A 19,074-nucleotide genomic window follows, 5' to 3' on the forward strand; every position below is an offset into this window, starting at 1 on the left:
TCCGATCCGGTCGACACCCGGTTCGACAGGTGAATTCGACTGGTGGTTCGACAGGTGGTTCGACGCACGGTCAGGCGCGGGTCAGGACACGATGCCCAGCTCGTGCGGGGTGTTGTTGAAGCGTCGGCCGCCGGCCGGGGTGACGGTCACGATGTCCTCGATCCGCACCCCGAACCGGCCGGGCAGGTAGATCCCCGGCTCGATCGAGAAGCACATGCCCGGCACCAGCGGCCGTTCCTCGCCCTCGACCAGGTACGGAGGTTCGTGCGTGGTGGTGCCGATGCCGTGGCCGGTGCGGTGGATGAAGTACTCGCCGTACCCGCCCTCGGTGATCACCCGACGGGCGATCCGGTCGATCTCCTGGCAGGCTACCCCGGGGCGCACCGCCTCGAAGGCGGTCTGCTGGGCCAGTCGGACCAGCTCGTGCACCTTGCGCACCTCGTCCGGGACGTCCGCGCCGACATGCACCGTCCGGGTGGTGTCGGAACCGTAGCCGTCCTTGAGGCCACCGAAGTCCAGCACCACGGTGTCACCCGTACGGATGACCCGGTCACCGGCCTCGTGGTGCGGGTTGGCGCCGTTCGGCCCCGAGCCGACCACGGTGAAGTCGACCTGGCTGTGCCCGTACTGGATGAGCAGCGCGCCGAGGTCGGCGGCCACGTCGGTCTCCCGGCGGCCGGCGAACTCGACCTCCAGGATGCCCCGGTAGGCGGCGTCCGCCGCGCCGCCCGCGGCGGCCAGGCGGTCCAGCTCCTCGGTGTCCTTGACGGCGCGCAGCATCGGCAGGCAGTCGGTGAGCGAGACGAAGGAGACGCCGGGCAGCGCGGCCTGGAAGCCGAGCAGGTGCAGCGCCCAGGTGTTGTCGGAGACGCCGTACCGTCCGGCCGGGTCGAGCAGCGGGCCGACGGTGGCGAACGGGTCCTCGCCGTCGGACCAGTCGAGCAGCCCGACGGCCGGGGCGCCGACCGCCTTCTCGGCATCCGGGCGCTCCAACTTGGGCACCACCAGAGCGGGTTCGCTTCCGGCGGTGAGGACGAGGGCGGTCAGCCGCTCGGTGATCGCGGTGGGCGAGTAGCCGCACAGGTAGGCCAGGTCGGGACCGGGCGCGACGACCAGGCCGGCCAGACCGGCGGCGGTCGCCTCGGCGGTGGCGCGGGACATCCGGGCGGTGTGGTCCTCGACAGTGAAGGGGCGGGGCACGGCGGTTCCTCCTCGGGGGCCGGACGGGCGCTGCTGGGACTCCATCACGTCAACTCCATCACTTCCTCGTCGAGTTGGCGAAGCTCTCGGGGAGGAACCGGCGCGATCCGGACGGCGATGCGGTGGGCGCTCCGGCACCGGGCGAGGCGGGCGTGGGCGCGGGCCCGGCGGGGGCGTGTCCGTGGAACGCATCCGGTCCTCCTCCTCCGGTCCTCCTCCGGTACGGCGCCGCAGCGACTCAGGACGTGGGCCGCGTCGGCCGCGTGAGCCGCGCGTTGGTCGCGCGGGCGGCGCGGGGTCCGGCGCGGCGGGTCCGCGGCCCGCCCCGGGAAGCCCTCGGGGGCGGGCGTTACCCGGCCAGTTCACCCGGTTGCCGGGCCCGCCGCATGCGGCGGACGGCCGTGCGGGTGAGCGGCGGCCGACCCGGGGCGTCAGTCCTGCCGGTCGGCCGACTCGGCCGAATCGGTGGACTTGCTGGATTCAGCGGATGCGGCGGACTCGGCAGCGGGCCACACGGCGCGCCGCAGCGTGCGACTCGCGGTCGCGGCCAGCAGGGCGGCGGCGAGCAGGGTGCTGATCCCGACCAGCGCGGTGGCGGGGGAGGACCGGTCCAGCAGCAGGCCGGTGACGAAGCTCCCGGCGGGCATGCCGGCGGTGAGCAGCGTCATGGTCGCCGCGATCACCCGGCCGCGCAGCGCGTCCGGCACCTGACGGAAGACCAGCAGGTCGAGCATCACCCGCAGGGTCGGCACGCCCGCGCCGAACACGAACAGCGCGACGAAGACGGTCGGCGCCCCGCCGGGCAGCAGCGGCGCCAGCGGGACCGGTACGGCGCTCCAGGCCACCGCCAGCAGCAGCACGCCGGGGCCCGCCAGCCGGTGCAGCCGGGCGACCAGGGCGGTGCCGGCCAGCGCCCCGACCGCCTCGCCGGCCAGGGCCAGGCCGATCCCGGTGCCACTGGTGCCGTGCTCCCGCAGCAGCACCATGACGGGCAGCAGCAGGGAGGCCCCGGCGAGATTGATCACCAGCAGGACGGCCAGGGCGGTCCGCAGCAGCGGGGAGGCGGCGAGGACGCGGAAGCCCGCCAGGGCGCTGTTCCCGGTGGACCGGTCGGCGTCCCCGGACTCGTGCGGGCTGGGGAAGCGCACCGCGACGGCGGCGGTCACCGCGAGCAGGGAGGCGAGCGCGGCGCCGAGGAAGGGGACCGCGTGGCCGAGCCCGAACAGGAACCCGGCCAGTGGCGGTCCCGCCAGCGAGGCGCCGCTCATCCGGGCCTCGTCCTGGGCCAGGGCCTGGGAGAGCTGCTCCGGCGGGACCACCGAGCGCAGCGCGAGCAGCCGGACCGGGCCGCTGTAGGCGATCGTCGCGCCGATCGCGGCGGCGACCAGCAGCAGGTGGACCAGGTTCGGCGGGCCGAACGCCAGGGCCACCGGGACGCTGGCGAGGGCGAGCAGCCGGGCGCTGTCGGTGGCGATCAGCACCCGCCGGCGGTTCGCCCGGTCGGCCACCACGCCGCCGTGGACGCCCAGCAGCAGGGTGGCGGCCATCTGCACGGCGCCGAAGGCTCCGGCGGAGGTGGAGGAGCCGGTGAGCGCGAGGACCAGCAGGGGGAAGGCGGTGTCGCCGATCACCATGCCGAGGGTCGCGGAGGCCTGGCCGGCCCAGAGGGCCTGGAACCGCAGGTTGCGCCGCAGCGGTACGAGCGGCGGCGGTGCGGGCGACGAAGGTGCGGAGGGGGAAGGCGCGGGCGGCGGGGGCGCGGACGGCGGGGCGTCGGCCGGTCCGGGGTGCTCCATCGCCGCTGTCGTCGTCGGTTGGTCCGTCATGTCCCGCCCCCATCGTTCGCGATTGCCGCAACCATTCACGTATGCATGAATGATGTCGTAGGCGTCATTGGTTTCGCAAGGGTGATTGATGGCTCGGTGGTGAGCGCTCACCGGGGCGTGATTGCGAACGGAGCGGCCGATCTGGAAGGCTGGCCCCGTGGTCGAGCACACACCGGAGGCCGCCGACAGCGGCGAGCAGCAGCCCGTCACCTGGGTCAAGGAACGCCAGGTGTCCGACGTCGCGGTGCTCAAGGCCCTGGCCGACCCGCTGCGCCTGGCCATCCTCGGCGCGCTGCAGTCCTCCGAGGACCGTCCGCTGACGGCCAAGGAGCTCGCCGCCACGCTCGACGAGCCGCAGACCAAGCTCTACCGGCACATCAAGCAGTTGGAGAAGGCCGGGCTGGTCCTGGTGGCCGGCACCCGGCTGGTCTCGGGCATCGTGGAGAGCCGCTACCGGGTCGCCCAGGGGGCGATCCGGCTGGCCCCGGAGATGTTCACCGCCGACTCCCCGGCCCGCTCCGAGGCGTACGAGGCCGTCGTGGCCGCGATGGACCGGGTGCGGTCCGACTTCCGCGCCAGGATCGCCGAGGGCCGGCTGGACTTCGGCCGGCCGCCCGGTGGTTCGGGCCCGCCGTCCGGACTGTTCGCGGACTTCGCGCTGCGGCTCAGCCCGGACCGGCTGGACCGGCTGCGATCCCAACTGGCCGAAATCTTCGACGAACTGAACGAAGAAGGGCCGAGTGCGGCCGAGGATGCGCTGGATGTGACCGTCTTTACCCTGCTCTACGGTCTCCGACCGGGCACGGAATCATAAATTCCGGGTCGTCTGTCGGTGCGGTGGGACACCATGTCCGGCATGTCCTACGAACTCCAGGCGCTGATAGGAACACGGGAGCTGCTGACGGTGGCGGCGGCGGAGGTTCCGGCGGCCCGGGTGGTGCCGTTGGCGCAGGGGCTGGCCCTGATCCCGGTCACCTCCGCCGTCCTCACCGCGCTCCAGGGAGACGGCGTCCTGCGCAGGCCCGGCGGCGGGGCCGGGCCCGGCCGGCCCGCGGACGGCTTCGAACTCCGGCTCGCCGCCTGGTCGAAGGCCGGTCCGATCGCCCGCGTCGAGGCGCGGTACTTCGGTGGCGGCGGCACCCAGCGCGCGGCCGTCTGGGTGGACGGCGCGGTCACCCTCGGCCCGCTCACCATCGGCGAGTTCGAGCCAGCCCCGGCCGAGGGCACCCCGATCTCCCGCGCCCTGCAGCGGATCGGCGCCCGCACCGAGGAGGGCCGGGCGGACGAGTTCGAGTCGGTCGGTCTGGGCCGGCACCGCAGCACCGGCGGCTGGGCGGAGCCGGCCGACTGACCCCGCCGCCGCCGCCGTCCGTGCTCGTGCCCGTGCCCGTGTCCGCGCTTGTGCCTGCGCCCGCGCTCATGCCCGGGGCTGTGCCCGTCCCCGTGCGGTCAGTGCGAGGCGGGCGAGTCGGCCTGCCAGCGCCGGCCGATGGAGCGCAGGAGGGCCGGGTAGACGCCGAGGTACCGGAAGGGCTTGATGGCGGCCATGTAGAGGTGGCCGAGGAGCCCGTTGGGCTTGACCAGGACGGCCATCTGGGCGCGGTACGCGCCGCTGCCGGGAGCGGTCTCGACCCAGCCGAGGTGGAGGATGCCGTGGACGGTGCGGTTGGCCGTCTCGGCGGTCCACTCGTCGTGGAGCAGGTAGACGGAGCGGAACGGCGCGGAGCGGGTGTCGGGGCCGCGCGGGGCGTCCCGGAGATCGGCGGGGAGGCGGTCGCGGAGGGTGGGGACGCGAGTGCCGAGGCCGGCGTCGGGCTTGTCCCAGCCGAGCAGGGCGCCGAGCTTCCAGCGGGCCGCGAAGAGGAGGCGGACGACGGGGGAGGCGGACATCGGGGCGCCGGTGCCGTTGGCGAACTGGTCGACCAGGCGGGCGAGGTCGTCGGGGCCGCCGGGGGTCGGCAGGGCCCACACGTCCTCCAGGCGGAAGTCGGGGGCGATCTCGTGGATCCGCCACGGGCGGGAGGTGTGTGCCGTGCGGGGGAGTCTCATCTGCGTGCCCCTGTCTGTACGGTGCCGTATAGAGCCAGGCTAGACCCGTGTGTACGGTGGCGTATGCACAAGGGCGTGAGCGTGAGGAGCGACACAGTGGAACGAGACGCGGCGAGGAGCCCGGCATGGGCGTGACGCGGACGCCGCGCGCCCGGTGGATCGAGGAGGGGCTGCGGGCGCTCGCGGCCGGCGGCCCGGAGGCGGTGCGCGTCGAGCCGCTCGCCCAGGCGCTCGGCGTCACCAAGGGCGGTTTCTACGGGTACTTCCGCAACCGGGGCGCGCTGCTCGACGAGATGCTCGACACCTGGGAGCGGGAGGTCACCGAGGGTGTGATCGCCCAGGTCGAGGACGAGGGCGGCGACGCCCGGACCCGGCTCGGGCGGCTCTTCGCGATCGCCGCCACCAGCGGCGACGGGCCCGTGACCGGCACCACCGTCGACCTGGCGATCCGCGACTGGGCACGGCGCGACGAAGCGGTCGCCGAACGCCTGCGCCGCGTGGACAACCGCCGGATGGCCTACCTGCGTTCGCTCTACGCGTCGTTCTGCCCCGACCCGGACGACGTCGAGGTCCGCAGCCTGATCAGCTTCTCGCTCCGGATCGGCCACCACCTCGTCGCCGTCGACCACGAGGGCCGCAGCCGCGCCGAGGTGATGGAACTGACCCGCGAATGGCTCCTGCGCTAGAGCCTGTCTCCGGCCGGCCGGGCACGCGGAAAGCGGGCAGGGAAAGCGGCGCACGGAAACGGGGGCGCGGCACCGAAGAAGGTCCGGTGCCGCGCCCCCGTTCTGTCCCGCAGCCGCTCGGGGCCTGCGTCGCCGCAGGCCGGGGCCGGTGCTAGCGGTAGTTCACGTACTGGAGCGCGAAGTCCAGGTCCTTGCCCTTGAGCAGGGCCTGCACGGCCTGGAGGTCGTCGCGGCTCTTCGAGCTGACGCGCAGCTCGTCGCCCTGGACCTGCGCCTTGACGCCCTTCGGGCCCTCGTCACGGATGATCTTCGCGACCTTCTTCGCGTCCTCCGTGGTGATGCCCTCCTTGACGTTGGCGAAGATCTTGTACTCCTTGCCGGACAGCTGCGGCTCGCCGGCGTCCAGAGCCTTCAGCGACAGGCCGCGCTTGATGAACTTGGTCTGCAGGACGTCGAGGATGGCGCGCACGCGCTCCTCGCCGTTCGCCTTCATCTCGATCTTCTCGGCGGTGCGGCTGATCTCGCCGCCGACGCCCTTGAAGTCGAAGCGCGTCGCGATCTCACGGGAGGTCTGGTTGATCGCGTTGTCGACCTCCTGCCACTCGACCTTCGAGACGATGTCGAAACTGGAGTCGGCCATGGGTGTTGGTCTCCTTGATGCTCTGGCTTCACTGGCACGGCCCGCCCTCACGGGCGTCCGGAGTCCCAGCCTATCCAGCGCCACACCGGCCCCGCCCGTACCGCCCGCCCGCGGTTCCTTGATCATTGCGTGATCTATCGAGTGGCGGAGCACCCCCCGGCATCGGGTATGGTTTACCAAGTCGAACGGGGTGAACACCCCGGGAAACGAAGATCCTGGCTGGTTGCCCGAGCGGCCAAAGGGAGCAGACTGTAAATCTGTCGCGCAAGCTACGCAGGTTCGAACCCTGCACCAGCCACAGGATAGAGAAACAGCCCCCGATCTGCGGAAACGCGGATCGGGGGCTGTTTCGTTGTGTTCCGGCGGTTCCGCGGGGGGCGGGGCCGGCCGGGCTACTTATTGCACATTGCTTGCAATTACGGGTGGTAGGCAGCAGAGTGGGGGCCGGGGGTGGGAGTCCTTCGACAGAGCTGATCGTCTTCCCAGCCGGCGACCGCCGGGACAACGGCTCGCCCCACCCCCGCCAACAGCCACCGGACGGGGCCGGCGCGGCGCGGCCGCCGCGTCAAGGGCGCGTCAAGGCCGCTCGTGGCGGCGTCAGGAACGCGTAGGGCCCGCCGGGGCGGCGGGTGCGCGGACCGCAGGATCGGACCAACTACCGACTGCGGAGGTCCGTCCGATGTCCAGCGCCACCACCACCCCGGCCGTCACGGCCGAACCCGAGCCGCCGGACACCGGTACGGGCGACGAGCGGCACCGGCTCAGCGCGCTCGGCGGGCTGGCCGCGCTCTCGCTGGACGCCATGGCCTCGGTCGCGTACGGGCCGGAGTCGGTCGTGCTGGTGCTCGCCGCCGCCGGGGCGTACGGGCTGGGCTTCACGCTGCCGGTCACCGCGGCGATCGCCCTGCTGCTGGCGGTGCTGGTCGCCTCCTACCGGCAGGTGATCGCGGCTTTCCCGGACGGCGGCGGCTCCTACGCGGTGGCCAAGGCGCACCTGGGCCGCCGGACCGCGCTGACCGCGGCCGCCTCGCTGGTCGTCGACTACGTCCTGAACGTCGCGGTCTCGGTCACCGCCGGCGTCGCCGCGCTCACCTCGGCCGTCCCGGGCCTGTACGACGACCGGGTCTGGCTCTGCCTGGGTGTGCTCGCGCTGGTCACCGCGGTGAACCTGCGCGGGATCGCCGAGTCGGCGCGCTGGTTCATGGCGCCGACCGCCGTCTTCGTGCTCTCCAACCTGGCGATCGTCGTGGTCGGGCTGTTCCGGGACGGCCCGGCCAGCACCGCGGCCGCCGCCGGCCACGCCTCGGCGCTCGCCGAGAACGCCACCGCCGTCGGCGCGCTGCTGCTGCTCAAGGCCTTCGCGGCCGGCTGCTCCGCGCTGACCGGCGTGGAGGCGGTGGCCAACGCCGTCCCCTCCTTCCGCACCCCGCGGGTCAGGCGCGCCCAGCACACCGAGGTCGCGCTCGGCGCCCTGCTCGGCGTGATGCTGATCGGGCTGGCCGTGCTGATCGGCCGCTTCCACCTCCAGCCGGTCGAGGGCGTCACGGTGCTCGCCCAGCTCGCCGACGCCTCGCTCGGCCACGGTTTCGGCTTCTACGTCGTCCAGTTCGCCACCGTGGTGCTGCTCGGGCTCGCCGCCAACACCTCCTTCGGCGGACTGCCGGTACTGCTCGACCTGCTCGCCCGGGACAACCACCTCCCGCACGTGTTCGCGCTGCGTGCCGACCGCCAGGTGTACCGGTACGGCGTGCTGTTCCTGGCCGCGGTGTCGGCGGCGCTGCTGGTCGGCTCCGGCGGGGACGTCAACAGCCTGGTGCCGCTGTTCTCCATCGGCGTGTTCGTCGGCTTCACCGTCTGCCAGGTCGGCATGGTCCGGCACTGGCTGCTGCACCGGCCGTCCGGCTGGCGGTGGAAGGCCGCGCTGAACGGGTTCGGCGCGCTGCTCACGGGCGTCGCGGCGCTGGTCGTCACCGGCACCAAGTTCACCGAGGGCGCCTGGGGCATCGTGGTGGCGCTGCCGCTGCTGGTGGTGCTGTTCGAGGCGGTCCACCGCAGCTACGAGCGGATCGGCGAGCGGCTGGAGCTGGGCCGGGTGCCCGGCCCGGTGACCAGGCAGCGCAGCCTGGTCGTCGTCCCGGTGACCGCGATCACCCGGCTGACCCGGGACGGCCTGTCGGCGGCGCTCTCGCTCGGCGACGAGGTGATGGCGGTGACGGTGGTGCACGAGCCGGCCGCCGCGGAGGCGCTGCGCCGGGACTGGGAGCTGTGGCGTCCGGGGGTGCCGCTGGTGGAGATCCCGGACGTCCACCGCCGGCTGGGCCGGCCGATCGCCGACTTCGTCAACGAGCTGGGGGCGGAGCACGCCTACGACCGGCTGACCGTGCTGATCCCCGAGGTGGAGCCGGCCCGCTGGTGGCAGCGGGCGCTGCAGAACCGGCGCGGCGCCGTGATCGACCGTGCCCTGCGGCGGCACACCGACGCGGTGGTCTGCCGGCTGCGCATGCGGATGTGACCAGGAGCGGGGGAGGACGGCCCCGGACGGCAGACCGCCGTCCGGGGCCGTTCCGTTCCCGGCACGGTCCCCGCACGGCGACGCCCGACGAGCACCGCCGCCCACCGCCGCCGCACCCCCGCCCGCCCCCGCCGGATCTCGGCCCGATCACGACGGTCTCGGTCCGGTGAAGCGCCCGTCAAGGCCGCGTCAACGTCGCGCCGTCACCCGTATGGAGGGCGTCAGGGCCCCATAACGCGCCCCTGACGGCTGGTTTGCTGCATCTGCCGGTCGTCCGCCGGCGCCGCGCGAGCCCTTCCGGCCCAGGTCGCGGCATCTCCCGAACCACTCTGGTGGAGCCCATGTCCGATCTCATCTACGTCGGTGTCACGGTCGCCGTGTTCGCCGTCATCGCCCTGATCGCGCGGGGGGTGGAGAAGCTGTGAGCGCCGAGAACATCGCTGGTCTGATCGTGGCCGTCGCCCTCGTCGGCTACCTCGTCGTCGCGCTGATCTACCCGGAGAAGTTCTGACATGAGCTCCACTCTCGCGGGCTGGCTCCAGGTCATCGCCCTCGTCGGCGCGCTGGCCCTGTGCTACCGCCCCCTCGGCGACTACATCGCCAAGCTCCTCACCTCCGCCAAGCACCTCGGAGTCGAGCGCGGCATCTACAAGGTGATCGGCGTCGACGGCGACGCCGATCAGCGCTGGCCGGCCTACCTCCGCTCGGTGCTGGCCTTCTCCGCCGTCTCCGTCCTCTTCCTCTACGGCCTGATCCGCCTCCAGGGCTACCTGCTGCTGAACCTGGGTGTTCCGCAGATGGAGGGCCACCAGGCCTGGAACACCGCGATCTCGTTCGTCGCCAACACCAACTGGCAGTCCTACGGCGGCGAGTCCGCGATGGGCCACCTGGCGCAGATGGCGGGCCTGGCGGTGCAGAACTTCGTCTCCGCGGCCGTCGGCATCGCCGTCGTCGCCGCGCTGATCCGGGGCTTCACCCGCAACAGGACGGACCGGGTCGGCAACTTCTGGGTGGACCTCACCCGGATCAGCCTGCGCCTGCTGCTGCCGATCTCGATCGTCTTCGCCCTGGTGCTGGCCGCCAACGGCGTGATCCAGAACTTCCACGGCTTCCACGAGGTCACCAACCTCGCGGGTGACGTCCAGAAGATCCCGGGCGGCCCGGTGGCCTCCCAGGAGGTCATCAAGCTGCTCGGCACCAACGGCGGCGGCTTCTTCAACGCCAACTCGGCGCACCCGTTCGAGAACCCGACCGGCTTCACCAACCTGGTCGAGATCTTCCTGATCCTGCTGATCCCGTTCGCGCTGCCGCGGACCTTCGGCCGGATGGTGGGGGACAACCGCCAGGGCTACGCGATCGTCGCCGTGATGGGCCTGTTCTGGGTCGCCTCGGTGGCCCTGCTGACCTTCGCCGAGTCGCAGCACCAGGGCAGCGCCCTGCAGGCCGCGGGCGCCGCGATGGAAGGCAAGGAGCAGCGCTTCGGCATCGCCGCCAGCTCGCTGTTCGCCGCCTCGACCACGCTGACCTCGACCGGTGCGGTGAACTCCTTCCACGACTCGTACACGCCGTTCGGCGGCGGGCTGACGGTCTTCAACATGATGCTGGGCGAGATCGCGCCCGGCGGTGTGGGCTCCGGCCTGTACGGGATGCTGGTGCTCGCGGTCGTCGCGGTGTTCGTCGCCGGCCTGATGGTCGGCCGCACCCCCGAGTACCTGGGCAAGAAGCTCGGCGGCCGGGAGATGAAGTTCGCCTCGCTGTACATCCTCACCACGCCGACGATCGTGCTGGTCGGCACGGGCGTGGCGATGGCCCTGCCGGGCGAGCGCGCCGGGATGCTCAACTCGGGCGCCCACGGCTTCTCCGAGGTGCTGTACGCCTTCACCTCGGCCGCCAACAACAACGGTTCGGCCTTCGGCGGCATCACCGTCAACACCGACTGGTACGACACCGCGCTCGGTCTGGCGATGATCTTCGGTCGTCTGCTGCCGATCGTCTTCGTCCTGGCGCTGGCCGGCTCGCTCGCCCAGCAGCAGCCGGTCCCGGCCACCCCGGGCACCCTGCCCACCCACAAGCCGCTGTTCGTGGGCCTGCTGTCGGGCGTGATCCTGATCGTCGTCGGCCTCACCTACTTCCCGGCCCTGGCTCTCGGGCCGATCGCGGAAGGTCTGTCCTCCTGATGTCCACCCCTACGCTCAACCCCGCACCGGCCGACAAGTCGGAGCCCGCCGCGCCGCACAGAGCGGCGAGCGGCCTGCTCGACCCGAAGCTGATCCTCGCGTCCCTGCCGGACGCGGTGAAGAAGCTCGACCCCCGGGTGATGATCAAGAACCCGGTGATGTTCGTCGTCGAGGTCGGCTCGGTGGTCACCACGGTCTCCGCGATAGCCGACCCGTCCGTGTTCGCCTGGGCCATCACCGTCTGGCTCTGGCTCACCACGGTGTTCGCGAACCTGGCCGAGGCCGTGGCCGAGGGCCGCGGCAAGGCCCAGGCCGACACCCTGCGCAAGACCAAGACCGAGAGCGTCGCCCGCCGGCTCACCGACTGGCCCGCCACCCGGGCCGAGGAGGAGGTGCCCGGCACCGCGCTGAGGCTCGGCGACCACGTGGTGGTCGAGGCCGGCCAGATCATCCCCGGCGACGGTGACGTGGTCGAGGGCGTCGCCAGCGTCGACGAGTCGGCGATCACCGGCGAGTCCGCGCCCGTCATCCGCGAGTCCGGCGGCGACCGCAGTGCCGTCACCGGCGGCACCAAGGTGCTGTCCGACCGGATCGTGGTGAAGATCGCCTCGGAGCCCGGCAAGTCGTTCATCGACCGGATGATCGCCCTGGTCGAGGGTGCCGCCCGGCAGAAGACGCCGAACGAGATCGCGCTCAACATCCTGCTGGCCTCGCTGACCATCGTCTTCCTGGTCGCGGTCGTGACCCTCCAGCCGATGGCCACCTACGCGGGCGCCCCGCAGTCGATGATCGTCCTGGTCGCCCTGATCGTGGCGCTCATCCCGACCACCATCGGCGCGCTGCTCTCCGCGATCGGCATCGCCGGCATGGACCGGCTGGTGCAGCGCAACGTGCTGGCGATGTCCGGCCGCGCCGTCGAGGCCGCCGGCGACGTCAACACCCTGCTGCTCGACAAGACCGGCACCATCACCCTGGGCAACCGCCAGGCCGCCGAGTTCCTGGCCGCCCCGGGCGTCTCCACCGACGAACTGGCCAGTGCCGCGCAGCTCTCCTCGCTCGCGGACGAGACCCCGGAGGGCCGCTCGATCGTGGTCCTCGCGAAGACCGAGTACGGTCTGCGGGCCCGCGCCCAGGGCGAGCTGACCCACGCCACCTGGGTGCCGTTCACCGCCCAGACCCGGATGTCGGGCGTGGACCTGGACGAGGCCGGGGGCGTCCACCAGGTCCGCAAGGGCGCGGCCGGCTCGGTCTCCAACTGGGTGACCGAGAACGGCGGTTCGGTCGGCGACGAGGTCGCCGCCCTGGTCGACGGCATCTCCGCGGCCGGTGGCACCCCGCTGGTCGTGGCCACCAAGGTCGGCAGCGGGCCGGCCCGCGTCCTCGGGGTCATCCACCTCAAGGACGTGGTCAAGGAGGGCATGCGGGAGCGCTTCGACGAGCTCCGCCGGATGGGCATCAAGACCATCATGATCACGGGCGACAATCCGCTGACCGCCAAGGCGATCGCGGAGGAGGCCGGCGTGGACGACTTCCTCGCCGAGGCCACGCCCGAGGACAAGATGGCCCTGATCAAGAAGGAGCAGGAGGGCGGCAAGCTGGTCGCGATGACCGGCGACGGCACCAACGACGCCCCCGCGCTCGCCCAGGCCGACGTCGGCGTCGCGATGAACACCGGGACCATGGCGGCCAAGGAGGCCGGCAACATGGTCGACCTGGACTCCAACCCGACCAAGCTGATCGAGATCGTGGAGATCGGCAAGCAGCTGCTGATCACCCGCGGCGCGCTGACCACCTTCTCGATCGCCAACGACGTGGCCAAGTACTTCGCGATCATCCCCGCGATGTTCGCCGGGGTCTACCCGGGCCTGAGCCACCTCAACATCATGGGCCTGCACAGCCCGCAGTCCGCGATCACCTCGGCGATCATCTTCAACGCCCTGGTCATCATCGGCCTGATCCCGCTCGCCCTGCGCGGCGTGCGCTACCGCCCGTCCGACGCCAGCTCGCTGCTGCGCCGCAACATCGGGGTCTACGGCTTCGGCGGCCTGGTGGTGCCGTTCGTCGGCATCAAGCTGATCGACCTGATCGTCCAGTTCATCCCCGGCCTCAGCTGACGCAGGGAAGGAGAGAAAACCATGTCCAAGCCCCTGCCGACCACCCTCCGCACCCACTTCACCGCCCTGCGGGCACTCCTGGTGCTCACCGTGATCCTCGGGATCGCCTACCCCCTGCTGATCACCGGCATCTCCCAGGCCGCCTTCACCGACAAGGCGAACGGCTCGCCCGTGACGTCCGACGGCAAGGAGGCCGGTTCCAGCCTGATCGGCCAGAACTTCAACCTCCCGAAGAAGAACCCGGACGACCCGAAGGAGGAGGCCCGGCCGGACCCGAAGTGGTTCCAGCCCCGCCCCTCCGCGGCCGGGACCGGCTACGACGCCTCCTCCTCCAGCGCCAGCAACCTCGGCCCGAACAGCGAGGACCTGCTGAAGGCCGTCGAGGACCGCCGCGCCGCCGTCGCCGCGTTCGACGGCGTCGACCCGGCGAGCGTCCCGGCCGACGCGCTGACCGCCTCCGGCTCCGGCCTCGACCCGCACATCTCCGTCGCGTACGCCAAGGAGCAGGTCGACCGGGTGGCCGGGAACCGCGGCCTGCCGGTGGAGGCGGTGACCAAGCTGGTCGACAAGTACACCGAGAGCCGCTCGCTCGGCTTCCTCGGCAACGAGGGCGTCAACGTCGTGCTGCTCAACAAGGCGCTCAGCGAGCAGAAGTGACATCACCTCGCACAGACGGGTGACCGGGCCGGCCCGGGCGCGGGAGGAGACCTCCCGGGCCCGGGCCGGCCGACCCGCGTCCGCAGACGTGCACCACTTTTCGATGGAAAGAGCAGTGCCCATGGCCCGCGACCTCACCCCCGGCACCGGCAACCGCGGCGGCCGCCTGAGGGTGTACCTCGGCTCCGCGCCGGGGGTCGGCAAGACCTATCGGATGCTGGACGAGGCCCGGCGCAGACAGCAGCGCGGGGCCGACGTCGCGGTCGGGTACATCGAGTGCCACGGCAGACGCCACACCGAGGCCATGCTGGCCGGCCTGGAGGTCCTGCCACGGGTCCGGCGCGCCTACCGGGACGCCGAGTTCGACGAGATGGACCTCGACGGCGTGCTCGCCCGCCGCCCGTCCGTCGTGCTGGTGGACGAGCTGGCGCACACCAACGTCCCCGGCGGCCGGCACGCCAAGCGGTGGCAGGACGTCGAGGAGATCCTGGCCGCCGGGATCGACGTCATCACCACCGTCAACATCCAGCACCTGGAGTCGCTGAACGACGTCGTCCGGAAGATCACCGGCATCCCGCAGCGCGAGACCGTCCCGGACGAGGTGGTCCGCCGGGCCGACCAGATCGAACTCGTCGACATGGCCCCGCAGGCGCTGCGCCGCCGGATGGCCCACGGCAACGTCTACCGGGCGGAGAAGGTGGACGCCGCGCTCTCGAACTACTTCCGGGTCGGCAACCTCACCGCCCTGCGCGAACTCGCCCTGCTCTGGGTGGCCGGGCGGGTGGACGAGGGCCTGCGCGACTACCGGGCCAGCCACAACATCGACCGGGTCTGGGAGACCCGCGAGCGGGTCGTGGTCGCCCTCACCGGCGGCCCCGAGGGCGAGACCCTGATCCGCCGCGCCGCCCGGATCGCCGACCGCACGGCCGGCGGCGAGCTGCTGGCCGTCCACGTCTCCCGCAGCGACGGCCTGGCCGGCGCCTCCTCCGGCGCGCTCGCCCAGCAGCGGCAGCTGGCGGAGGCCCTCGGCGGCAGCTACCACGTGGTGGTCGGCGACGACGTCCCCACCGCGCTGCTCACCTTCGCCCGCGCCCACCACGCCACCCAGCTGGTGCTCGGCACCAGCCGCCGCGGCCGGATCAACCGCTTCCTCACCGGCCCCGGTACCGGGCAGACCACCGTGGACGCCTCCGAGGACATCGACGTCCACATGGTCACCCACGAGTTCACCGGCCGCGGCCGGCTGCCCTCGCTCGGCCGCCGCCACTCCCGGCGCCGCACCTTCGCCGGCTACCTGGCCGGCCTGGCGGTGCCCTGGCTGCTCACCGCCCTGCTCTCCCAGGCGCACCACAGCATCAACCTGACCACCGAAGCGCTGATCTTCCAGCTCGGCGTGGTCATCGTCGCCCTGCTCGGCGGAGCCGTGTCGGCCCTGCTGGCCTCGGTCGTCGCCTCGGTGCTGCTGAACTACTACTTCATCCCGCCGATCCACAGCCTGACCATCGGCGAGACCAACAACATCGTCGCCCTGGTGGTCTTCGCCGCCATCGCGCTCACCGTCTCCACCGTGGTCGACCACGCCGGCCGGCTCACCAGCCGGGCCGCCCGCGCCACCGCCGAGGCCGAGACCCTCTCCACCCTGGCGGGCAGCGTGCTGCGCGGCGCCGACGCGCTGCCCGCCCTGCTGGAGAAGTCCCGGACGGCCTTCGGCATGCGGGCCGTCGCCCTGCTCTCGCGGGTCGACGGCGAGGCGCTCGCGCACTGCGCGGGGGACCACCGGGGCGACGGCGACGGGCCGCACGAGACCACCGAGGTCCCGGTCGGCCCGGACGCCGTCCTGGTGCTCACCGGCCGCCGGCTGCCCGCCGCCGACCAGCGGGTGCTGACCGCCTTCGCCGCCCACGTCGCCGCCGCGCTGGAGCGCGACCGGCTGGCCGTCGTCGCCGCCGAGGTCGAGCCGATCAAGGCCGCCGACCGGATGCGCACCGCCCTGCTCGCCGCCGTCAGCCACGACCTGCGCACCCCGCTGGCCGCCGCCCGCGCCTCGGTCGGCTCGCTGCGCAGCCCCGACGTCGAGTTCTCGCCCGAGGACCAGTCCGAGCTGCTCGCCACCGCCGACGAGTCGCTGGTCAAGCTCACCCGGCTGGTCGACAACCTGCTCGACATGAGCCGCCTCCAGGCCGGCGCGCTCACCCTGCACCTCACCGAGACCCACCTGGACGAGATCCTGCCCCGGGCGCTGGACAGCCTCCCCGACCCGTACGCACCGGTCCAGCCGCTCGACCTGGAGACCACGCCGCCGGTGCTCGCCGACCCGCCGCTGCTGGAGCGGGTGCTCGCCAACGTGATCACCAACGCGCTGCGGTACAACGCCCCCGGCGCGCCCGTCCTGGTCACCGCCAGCCACCACGCCGACCAGGTCGAGATCCGGGTGATCGACCGCGGCCCCGGCATCGCCCCCGAGGACCGCGACCGGGTCTTCCTGCCCTTCCAGCGCCTCGGCGACACCGACAACACCACCGGCGTCGGCCTCGGCCTCGCCCTCTCCCGGGGCCTCGCCGAGGCGATGGGCGGCAGCCTGGAGGTCGAGGACACCCCGGGTGGAGGCACCACCATGCTGCTCACCCTGCCCGCCGCCACCACCGGGCCCGCCGCCACAGCCCCCGCCACAGCCCCCGCCAGCTCAGACCCCGCCGCCACCGAGCCCGGACACCCCGGGGAGGAATCGCGACATGAGTGAGATCCTGGTCGTCGACGACGAGCCGGCCCTCCTGCGCACCCTGCGGATCAACCTCAGCGCCCGGCAGTACGCCGTCCGCACCGCCGCCAGCGGCGGCGAGGCGCTCGACCGCGCCGCGCACAGCGCCCCGGACGCCGTCCTGCTCGACCTCGGCCTGCCCGACCTCGACGGGATGGACGTGCTGCGCGGCCTGCGCACCCGCAGCGCGATGCCGATCATCGTGCTCTCCGGCCGGACGGACGCCGCCGACAAGGTGGGCGCCCTGGACGCGGGCGCCGACGACTACCTCACCAAGCCGTTCCTGATGGAGGAACTGCTGGCCCGGCTGCGCGCCGTGCTGCGCCGGCCGCCGGGCGGCGTGCCGTCGGGCCGGCCGGTGATCGGCGACCACACCGTGGACCTCGCGGCCACCGCGGTGAACGGCCCGAACGGTCCGGTCCGGCTCACCCCGACCGAGTGGCGCATCCTCGCCCTGCTGCTCGCCAACCCCGGGCGGCTGGTGCCCGGGCGGCAGATCCTGCGCGAGGTGTGGGGCCCGGCCCAGGAGGGGCGCGGCAACTACCTGCGGGTCTACTTCGCCGGGCTGCGCCGCAAGCTGGAGCGCGATCCGGCCCGGCCGCGGCACCTGATCACCGAGCCGGGGATCGGGTACCGGTACGTGCCGTGACGGACCGGCGGGCGAGCGCCGGCGCGCCCTCGTCAACGAGCCGTCAAGAGCGCTCCGGTGGACGACAGGAGGGCGTCAAGACCGTCCGGGGGCGGTGTTCCGCGGGCGTAGTGTCGGTGTCGAGCGAGCGGCCCGGCTCCGTGTGGGGGAGGCCCGGGTCCGCTCCGGCAGCCGTCCCAGGACGGCCAGCAGGTGGGGGAGGGGCGCGCGACATCCGTCGCGCGCCCCCATCTGTCGTCGGGGCCGGGTCCGTCCCCCGGATCAGCCGTCCGCGGCCCCGGACTGCCGGGGCAGCGCCAGCGCCACCGTGTCCGCGAACTCCCGGACCGCGCTGGTCCGGCTGACCACCCGGCCGCTGTGCACCACCAGCCGGCTGTGCCCGCCCGCGAGCGCCCCGGCCAGGCTGTCCCCGCGCACCGCCAGCAGCTCCGCCGGGAACCCGGCGTCCACCCGGACCGGGGCCAGCCCGAGCGCCGCCCGGGCCTGGTTCGCCACCGCGTCGTACGCCGCCGCCGGGTCCAGCTCCCCGCCGGCCGACAGCAGGTACGCCGACTCCAGCGGATCCGCCCGGCCGACCGGGTTGGACGGGTCGCGCAACGCCCCGCTGCCCGCCGCCAGCGGCACCCGGGCGGCGGCCAACTCCCTTACCAGGCCCGGCCGCAGGCCCGTCGTCCGGCCCTCCAGCCCGGTGCAGCCGCCGTTCTGCGGCAGGCAGACGACCCGGATCCCGCTGGTCGCCAGCACCGTCGACCCGCCCCGGGCCAGCGCCCCGCACGGGCCGAGCGTCACCCGCGGCCGCAGCGGCGCCAACGCGCCCGCCATCCGGGCGAGTTGGGCGGCGTCGGCGGCGCCGGTGTGCAGGTCCACCGGACAGTCCGCCTCCCGGGCGGCCTCCAGCAGCAGCTGCACGTACCCGGCCGGGTCCGGATCCAGGTCCGGGCAGCCGCCGGCCGCGGTGGCGCCCAGCTTGAGCGCCTCGCGCAGCTGCGCCCGGCCGTCCGCGCCGGCCCGCCCGGTGAGCAGCCGGGGCATCGCCACCGCCTGGAGCTCGGCCAGCCCGCGCAGCGCCTGCCGGGCGGTGAGCACCGCCTCCAGCCGGCGCAGTCCGTGCACGTCGCCGATCCGGACGTGGGTGCGCTGGGCGGTGGCGCCGTAGCCGAGCGAGGTCAGCGCGGCCTCGGTGACCCGGCGGGTGAGGTCGGCCGGGGTGTCCGGCGGCGGGGCGGCCAGCGCGGCGGAGAACGCGGTGTCGTAGTGGGCGTGCGCCTCGGCGGGGGCCGGGAGCAGCAGGTAGCCGCGCAGGTCGATCCGGGCGCCGGTGGTGACGGTGGGCGCGCCGGGCAGGGCGGGCAGTGGGCCGAGGCTGCCGACGGTGCCGACCGCCTGGATCCGGTCGCCGCTGATCCGGACGTCCACCACCCGCCCGTCGGCCAGCCGGGCGCCGGTGAGGAGCAGGACCGGGCCGTGCCCGAGCGGGTTGGCCGCCGGGCCGGGTCCGGAGTGCGGCCCGTCGGCGGCTGCGCTGTCCATCGCCGGCTCCTTCTCGCGTCGGCCCGTGCGGTCGGCCCCGGGCCGCCGGCCCGTACCGCCGGGCGGTCCTCCCGATCAATGAGCGTCGAGCCTATGGGCCCGGGGGGCGGGGCGCCGGGAGGCGGGCAATAGTCGTATCGGGTCGGGCCGCGGCGCTCGCGGCCCGATCGAACGCCCGGCCTTGGATCGTCCGCCCGTACCCCTCACCCACCTGCGGTCTTCGCCGCGGGATACGGATTTCACCTCCGGGCGCGAAACGTGTAATCTCTTCCTCGT

At 73.3% G+C, this 19,074-nt stretch carries 15 protein-coding genes and 1 tRNA gene; 11 read left to right on the top strand and 5 right to left on the bottom strand.

Annotated elements, in window-relative coordinates; genetic code table 11:
- Positions 1–81: 81 nt before the first annotated feature.
- Positions 82–1,245: a Xaa-Pro peptidase family protein gene (locus ACGFSC_RS02990; protein ID WP_359897589.1), complete on the bottom strand. Its 1,164-nt coding sequence runs from the start codon at positions 1,243–1,245 to the stop codon at positions 82–84.
- A gap of 386 nt (positions 1,246–1,631) precedes the next feature.
- Positions 1,632–3,026 (bottom strand): MFS transporter, encoded by a 1,395-nt coding sequence (locus tag ACGFSC_RS02995; RefSeq protein ID WP_359897567.1) that lies wholly within the window; start codon positions 3,024–3,026, stop codon positions 1,632–1,634.
- A 157-nt stretch (positions 3,027–3,183) separates the two neighbouring features.
- Between ACGFSC_RS02995 and ACGFSC_RS03000 the strand changes: the two genes are divergently transcribed.
- A complete protein-coding gene (locus ACGFSC_RS03000; RefSeq protein WP_359897566.1) occupies positions 3,184–3,840 on the top strand; it encodes a helix-turn-helix domain-containing protein in 657 nt (218 codons plus the stop codon).
- 42 nt (positions 3,841–3,882) lie between these two features.
- Entirely contained in the window at positions 3,883–4,377 is a 495-nt protein-coding gene (locus tag ACGFSC_RS03005) for a hypothetical protein (protein WP_359897565.1), read from the top strand.
- A gap of 98 nt (positions 4,378–4,475) precedes the next feature.
- On the opposite strand, the gene ACGFSC_RS03010 is transcribed toward ACGFSC_RS03005, so the two are convergent.
- Positions 4,476–5,075 carry a DUF2867 domain-containing protein gene (locus ACGFSC_RS03010; RefSeq protein WP_359897563.1) on the bottom strand — a complete coding sequence of 200 codons (600 nt, stop codon included), beginning with the start codon at positions 5,073–5,075 and terminating at the stop codon, positions 4,476–4,478.
- A 125-nt stretch (positions 5,076–5,200) separates the two neighbouring features.
- Here ACGFSC_RS03010 and ACGFSC_RS03015 point away from each other — a divergent pair, with 125 nt between their 5' ends.
- On the top strand, positions 5,201–5,761 hold the full coding sequence (locus ACGFSC_RS03015) for a TetR/AcrR family transcriptional regulator (RefSeq protein ID WP_359897562.1): 561 nt from the start codon (positions 5,201–5,203) through the stop codon (positions 5,759–5,761).
- A gap of 151 nt (positions 5,762–5,912) precedes the next feature.
- On the opposite strand, the gene ACGFSC_RS03020 is transcribed toward ACGFSC_RS03015, so the two are convergent.
- Positions 5,913–6,401: a YajQ family cyclic di-GMP-binding protein gene (locus ACGFSC_RS03020; protein ID WP_359897561.1), complete on the bottom strand. Its 489-nt coding sequence runs from the start codon at positions 6,399–6,401 to the stop codon at positions 5,913–5,915.
- A gap of 217 nt (positions 6,402–6,618) precedes the next feature.
- On the opposite strand from ACGFSC_RS03020, the gene ACGFSC_RS03025 reads away from it, so the two are divergent.
- From ACGFSC_RS03025 to ACGFSC_RS03060, 8 genes are all read left to right on the top strand, one after another.
- A tRNA-Tyr gene (locus tag ACGFSC_RS03025) sits at positions 6,619–6,699 on the top strand.
- A gap of 381 nt (positions 6,700–7,080) precedes the next feature.
- A complete protein-coding gene (locus ACGFSC_RS03030; protein WP_359897560.1) occupies positions 7,081–8,913 on the top strand; it encodes an APC family permease in 1,833 nt (610 codons plus the stop codon).
- A 421-nt stretch (positions 8,914–9,334) separates the two neighbouring features.
- A complete protein-coding gene (gene kdpF, locus ACGFSC_RS03035; protein WP_097237446.1) occupies positions 9,335–9,424 on the top strand; it encodes a K(+)-transporting ATPase subunit F in 90 nt (29 codons plus the stop codon).
- 1 nt (position 9,425) lies between these two features.
- Positions 9,426–11,090, top strand: a complete 1,665-nt coding sequence (gene kdpA, locus ACGFSC_RS03040; RefSeq protein ID WP_359897559.1) for a potassium-transporting ATPase subunit KdpA — start codon at positions 9,426–9,428, stop codon at positions 11,088–11,090.
- Complete coding sequence (gene kdpB / locus ACGFSC_RS03045; protein ID WP_359897558.1) at positions 11,090–13,204, top strand: potassium-transporting ATPase subunit KdpB; 2,115 nt, start codon at positions 11,090–11,092, stop codon at positions 13,202–13,204. The genes kdpA and kdpB overlap by 1 nt, the downstream gene beginning before the upstream one ends.
- A 21-nt stretch (positions 13,205–13,225) precedes the next feature.
- Complete coding sequence (gene kdpC / locus ACGFSC_RS03050; protein ID WP_359897557.1) at positions 13,226–13,861, top strand: potassium-transporting ATPase subunit KdpC; 636 nt, start codon at positions 13,226–13,228, stop codon at positions 13,859–13,861.
- Between the two features lie 121 nt (positions 13,862–13,982).
- Entirely contained in the window at positions 13,983–16,601 is a 2,619-nt protein-coding gene (locus ACGFSC_RS03055; protein WP_359897556.1) for a sensor histidine kinase KdpD, read from the top strand.
- A complete protein-coding gene (locus ACGFSC_RS03060) occupies positions 16,594–17,268 on the top strand; it encodes a response regulator (protein ID WP_359897555.1) in 675 nt (224 codons plus the stop codon). The genes ACGFSC_RS03055 and ACGFSC_RS03060 overlap by 8 nt, the downstream gene beginning before the upstream one ends.
- A 261-nt stretch (positions 17,269–17,529) precedes the next feature.
- Here the strand turns inward: ACGFSC_RS03060 and ACGFSC_RS03065 are convergent, their stop codons facing one another.
- On the bottom strand, positions 17,530–18,798 hold the full coding sequence (locus ACGFSC_RS03065) for a hydrolase (protein ID WP_359897554.1): 1,269 nt from the start codon (positions 18,796–18,798) through the stop codon (positions 17,530–17,532).
- Positions 18,799–19,074: the final 276 nt, after the last annotated feature.

Origin of the sequence: Kitasatospora sp. NPDC048715 (genome assembly GCF_043198905.1) — a bacterium.
In the GTDB taxonomy this organism is placed as follows: Bacteria; Actinomycetota; Actinomycetes; order Streptomycetales; family Streptomycetaceae; genus Kitasatospora; species Kitasatospora lactacystinica.

What these genes read in the sequence shown, in the direction of transcription:
- ACGFSC_RS02990 (WP_359897589.1), bottom strand. Translation starts at nt 1,245, where the DNA reads ATGGAGTCCCAGCAGCGCCCGTCCGGCCCCCGAGGAGGAACCGCCGTG.
- ACGFSC_RS02995 (WP_359897567.1), bottom strand. Translation starts at nt 3,026, where the DNA reads ATGACGGACCAACCGACGACGACAGCGGCGATGGAGCACCCCGGACCG.
- ACGFSC_RS03005 (WP_359897565.1), top strand. Translation starts at nt 3,883, where the DNA reads ATGTCCTACGAACTCCAGGCGCTGATAGGAACACGGGAGCTGCTGACG.
- ACGFSC_RS03010 (WP_359897563.1), bottom strand. Translation starts at nt 5,075, where the DNA reads ATGAGACTCCCCCGCACGGCACACACCTCCCGCCCGTGGCGGATCCAC.
- ACGFSC_RS03015 (WP_359897562.1), top strand. Translation starts at nt 5,201, where the DNA reads ATGGGCGTGACGCGGACGCCGCGCGCCCGGTGGATCGAGGAGGGGCTG.
- ACGFSC_RS03020 (WP_359897561.1), bottom strand. Translation starts at nt 6,401, where the DNA reads ATGGCCGACTCCAGTTTCGACATCGTCTCGAAGGTCGAGTGGCAGGAG.
- ACGFSC_RS03030 (WP_359897560.1), top strand. Translation starts at nt 7,081, where the DNA reads ATGTCCAGCGCCACCACCACCCCGGCCGTCACGGCCGAACCCGAGCCG.
- kdpA (WP_359897559.1), top strand. Translation starts at nt 9,426, where the DNA reads ATGAGCTCCACTCTCGCGGGCTGGCTCCAGGTCATCGCCCTCGTCGGC.
- kdpB (WP_359897558.1), top strand. Translation starts at nt 11,090, where the DNA reads ATGTCCACCCCTACGCTCAACCCCGCACCGGCCGACAAGTCGGAGCCC.
- kdpC (WP_359897557.1), top strand. Translation starts at nt 13,226, where the DNA reads ATGTCCAAGCCCCTGCCGACCACCCTCCGCACCCACTTCACCGCCCTG.
- ACGFSC_RS03055 (WP_359897556.1), top strand. Translation starts at nt 13,983, where the DNA reads ATGGCCCGCGACCTCACCCCCGGCACCGGCAACCGCGGCGGCCGCCTG.
- ACGFSC_RS03060 (WP_359897555.1), top strand. Translation starts at nt 16,594, where the DNA reads ATGAGTGAGATCCTGGTCGTCGACGACGAGCCGGCCCTCCTGCGCACC.
- ACGFSC_RS03065 (WP_359897554.1), bottom strand. Translation starts at nt 18,798, where the DNA reads ATGGACAGCGCAGCCGCCGACGGGCCGCACTCCGGACCCGGCCCGGCG.